We start from the raw sequence: 4,042 nt of genomic DNA, 5'->3' as shown, positions 1-4,042 counted from the left end.
CGCTCGGCCACCCGCTCGGCGCGACCGGCGCCGTACTGGCGGTGAAGCTGCTGCACGAGTTGGAGCGCACGGGCGGGCGGTACGGCCTGCAGACCATGTGCGAGGGCGGAGGTCAGGCGAACGTCACCGTCATCGAGCGGTTGGCCTCGTGACCATGCGAAGGGGAGCAAGCTGACGTCAGAAAATACCTCTAGCAAATAGGAAACTTTCCTATTAGATTGCGGGTCATGCCCTTGAGCGGTGACCTGCTTCGCCTCGCCGACGCCGTACTCTTCCCCGGTTTCACGGGACACATGCCTCCCGACTGGCTCCGCCGCCGCCTCGGCGACGGGCTGGCCGGCGTCGTGCTGTTCTCGCGCAACATCGCCGACCCCGCCCAGGTGGCCCGGCTGACCGCCGCGCTGCGCGCCGAGAACCCCTCGGTGCTCGTCGGCACCGACGAGGAGTCGGGTGAGGTCACGAGGCTGGAGGTGGCCACCGGGAGCAGCCGCCCCGGCGGGTACGCGCTGGGCGTCGTGGACGACGTGGCCCTGACCGAGGCCCTGGCCAGGGACCTCGGTGGCGACCTGGCGGCGGCGGGCATCACGCTCGACTTCGCCCCATCCGCCGACGTGAACTCCAACCCGGACAACCCCGTCATCGGCCTGCGGGCCTTCGGCGCGGACCCGGTCCTGGTGTCGCGGCACACCAGGGCGTTCGTACGCGGCCTGCAGTCGGCCGGCGTGGCCGCGTGCGCCAAGCACTTCCCCGGGCACGGGGACACCTCGGTGGACTCGCATCACGGCGTGCCGGTGGTGTCCGACGACGGGATCGAGGACGCGCTGCTCCCTTTCCGGGAGGCGATCAAGGAGGGCGTCAAGGCCGTCATGACCGGCCATCTCCTGGTGCCCTCGTACGACGCAGAGCTGCCCGCCACGCTCAGCCCCAAGGTGCTCACCGGGCTGCTGCGCGAGGAACTCGGGTTCCAAGGAATGATCATCACTGACGGCATCGAGATGGCGGCGGTGGCGGGGGAGCACGGGATCGGGGGCGTTTCCGCCCGCGCCATCGCCGCGGGAGCCGACGCGATCTGCGTCGGGGGCGAGCGAGCCGACGAGGCCACCGCCGCCGGGATCCGCGACGCGATCGCCACGGCGGTGACCCAGGGACTGCTGCCCGAGGAGCGGCTGGCCGACGCCGCTCGCAGGGTCCGCGAGCTGGCCTCATGGGCCGCCTCCTCGGGCAGCCGGCCGTCCCGCGACCACTCCATCGGCCTGGTCGCCGCGCGCCGGGCGATCAGGGTCACCCGCCGGTCGGCCGCTCCCGTGCTGCCGTTGACCTCCCCGGCGTACGTGGTGGAGCTGGCGCCGGAGATGAACCTGGCCATCGACCGCAACACACCGTGGGGTGTCGGCGAGCCCCTCGCCCGCCTGCTGCCGGACACCGTGGTGACGCGGCTGGCGGTGGGGGATTCGACGGGTTCGGCGCTGGAGCGCCTGGTCAAGGAGTCGGTCGGACGGCCGCTGGTGATCGTGGTCCGGGACGTGCACCGCTACGCCTGGCAGAAGCAGGCGCTGCGGCACCTGCTCAGCGCCCGGCCCGACGCGGTGGTGGTGGAGATGGGGCTTCCCGCGCGGTCGGATCTGGGCGCCGTACACATCGCCACGTACGGGTCCGCCCGGGTCTGCGGGCAGGCGGCGGCGGAGGTGCTCACGAGTTCTCATGAGTAGGGTGTGGTCCCGTGAACTTCGACGGCGAGGACCTTTCACGCAAAGCGCTGGCCGACCGGCTCCCCGGCGACGAGACGCACGTCTTCCGTGACTGCGACCTCACGGAGACCGATCTGTGGGGTGCCCCGCTGGCGGGGGCCAGGTTCGAGTCGTGTGTGCTGGACCAGACCGACTTCCGCAAGGCCGACCTCGATGGGGCCTCGTTCACGGGCGGGGGCGGGATGCGGACCCGCTTCAACGACGCCGACCTCATCGACGTGACGTTCACCGACGTGGACCTGTCCTCGGCCCAGTTCGGCGGCGCGCTCCTGACGGACGTCTCGTTCACGGGATGCCGCATGATCGGTACCTCGCTCACGGCCTCGCGCGGCACCGGCTTCAAGCTCAGCCGCTCCAACCTGACCCTGGCCAACCTCGGCGGCTGCTCGCTGCGCGGCGAGCTCATCGAGGGCGTGCGCTTCGACGACGCCGACCTGTCGGGCTGCGACTTCACGGAGGCCACGTTCAGCGACTGCCGCCTGATCGGGACGCGCCTGCTCCAGACGAAGTTCGCCAAGGCCGATCTGCGCGGGGCGGACCTGGGCCAGCCGGACGACGCGAAGCTGCGGGCGTTCGCGGGCGCCGTCATCAACCAGACGCAGGCCAACGCCATCCTCGCCGCCCGCGGCATCACCGTCGTCTGACGCCCCTACGAGTCGTCCCCTGTGCGGCCCAGGTGGGCCAGGGCGGTCTCGGCCTCGGCCATGATGCGGTCGATCAGCTCCTGGCATGACGGCAGATCGTCGATCACGCCCACCACCTGGCCCGATGCCATCACCCCGAGCTCCGACCGTCCCTCCACCATCGCGGCCCGCAGCAGCACCGGTGTGTTGGCCGCCTGCAGCACCTGGGCCCAGGTCAGGTCGCGCGCCCGCCTCATCCGGCGGCCCTCGCGGAGCATCTCCGCCCAGGACAAGCCCGACAGGCGTTTGAAGCGAGCCCCGTTCACCACCGCCCGGACCAGGCGCGACCGTTCCAGCGACGCCACGAACGGGGTCAGGAGGACCCGGTGCGGCACCCCGTCCACCTTGGTCGTGACGACCGTGTCCCTCGACGCCATATAGACCTTCTTCACCTCGTCGGGCACAGGGGAGTCGCTCGTCAGCAAGAACCTGGTCCCCATGGCGATCCCGCAGGCCCCATATGCCAGGGCCGCCACCAGCCCCCGCCCGTCGAAGAAGCCTCCGGCCGCGATGACCGGGATGTCCACCGCGTCCACGACCTGCGGCAGCAGCAAGGTGGTGGCGACGGGGCCGGTGTGGCCGCCGCCTTCCCCGCCCTGGACGATCACCGCGTCGACGCCCCAGCCCGCCACCTTCTCCGCGTGCCGGCGGGCCCCCACCGACGGGATCGTGACCACGCCCGCGTCCTTGAGCCGGGCGATCAGGTCGCGCTGGGGCGCCATCGCGAACGACGCCACCCGAACATCTTCCCTGATCAGCACCTCGATCCGCTCGGCGGCGTCGTCGGCGTCGGAACGCATGTTCACCCCGAAAGGCGCGTCGGTGCGCTCCTTCACCCGCCTGATCGCCGAAGTCATCTCGCTCATCGACATCGTCGCGGCGCCGATCACGCCCAGACCGCCGGCCTCCGAGGTGGCCGCCGCGAGCCGGGCCCCGGCGACGTACCCCATGCCGGTCTGCACGATCGGGTGGCGGCACCCCACCAGATCGGTCAGCGCGGTCCTCACGCCGGCACCTCGCGGTCGCGAGTCCGCCGGGGATCGAGCCGGTCCAGGACGTCCAGCTCCCCAGGGGTCGGCTCGCGCGTCTGGGCGACATTTTCGGAAATGTCGAGATCGAAGCCGGTAGCTGCCACCACGTCGTCCACCCGCACCCCCGGATGCACCGACACCAGCCGCATGGTCCCGCCGGGGGCGCGGAAGTCCAGGACTGCCAGGTTCGTCACCACCCGGCGCAGGTCGAAGGCGCCTCTGTCGGTCCCGACGCCGCTGACCATGTCCACCGAAGGCACGAACACCCGGGGAGAGTGCCGGGGGATCCAGTAGCTCGTCGGATCACAGCGCGTGTTCCCCGGTGCGCCCCGCACGCCCAGCAGCTGGGCCTTGGGCCGCGACCACTCGCCGATGCACGAGATGTTCGAGTTGCCGTACCGGTCGATCTGGCTGGCCCCGAGCATGACGTGCCGGCGCCCGTTCAGCACCAGCCAGAGGTGCTCCCGGAAGGGCAGCCACCCCTCCACCATCCCGGGCGTCTCGCCCAGCGCGGGCACGTCGCCGGTGAGCAGGCAGGTGCCGTCGTGCGTGAGCAGCTCCGGCTCGAACGTCAGCCGCG

At 71.4% G+C, this 4,042-nt stretch carries 4 protein-coding genes and 1 pseudogene; 3 read left to right on the top strand and 2 right to left on the bottom strand.

Features of this window, described 5'->3' with window-relative positions; all coding sequences use genetic code 11:
• The 3 genes and pseudogenes from AB0J09_RS58320 to AB0J09_RS58310 all read left to right on the top strand — a co-directional run.
• Window positions 1-152 (top strand): annotated as a pseudogene (locus tag AB0J09_RS58320) (acetyl-CoA C-acetyltransferase); the annotation flags it as partial.
• 75 nt (window positions 153-227) lie between these two features.
• Window positions 228-1,709: a glycoside hydrolase family 3 N-terminal domain-containing protein gene (locus AB0J09_RS58315; RefSeq protein WP_360711793.1), complete on the top strand. Its 1,482-nt coding sequence runs from the start codon at window positions 228-230 to the stop codon at window positions 1,707-1,709.
• Window positions 1,710-1,720: 11 nt separating this feature from the next.
• Window positions 1,721-2,392: a pentapeptide repeat-containing protein gene (locus tag AB0J09_RS58310; RefSeq protein ID WP_360711790.1), complete on the top strand. Its 672-nt coding sequence runs from the start codon at window positions 1,721-1,723 to the stop codon at window positions 2,390-2,392.
• 5 nt (window positions 2,393-2,397) lie between these two features.
• Here the strand turns inward: AB0J09_RS58310 and AB0J09_RS58305 are convergent, their stop codons facing one another.
• Entirely contained in the window at window positions 2,398-3,438 is a 1,041-nt protein-coding gene (locus tag AB0J09_RS58305) for a nitronate monooxygenase (protein WP_360711787.1), read from the bottom strand.
• Window positions 3,435-4,042, bottom strand: a 608-nt coding sequence (locus AB0J09_RS58300) for a CoA-transferase (RefSeq protein ID WP_360711784.1), incomplete at its 5' end; no start/stop codon positions are given. The genes AB0J09_RS58300 and AB0J09_RS58305, both read right to left, overlap by 4 nt.

The organism is Nonomuraea sp. NPDC049784 (genome assembly GCF_040659615.1).
Taxonomy (GTDB): Bacteria; Actinomycetota; Actinomycetes; order Streptosporangiales; family Streptosporangiaceae; genus Nonomuraea.
Note: the sequence above shows the minus strand (reverse complement) of the source record. Positions and strands in the feature narration are given on the sequence as shown.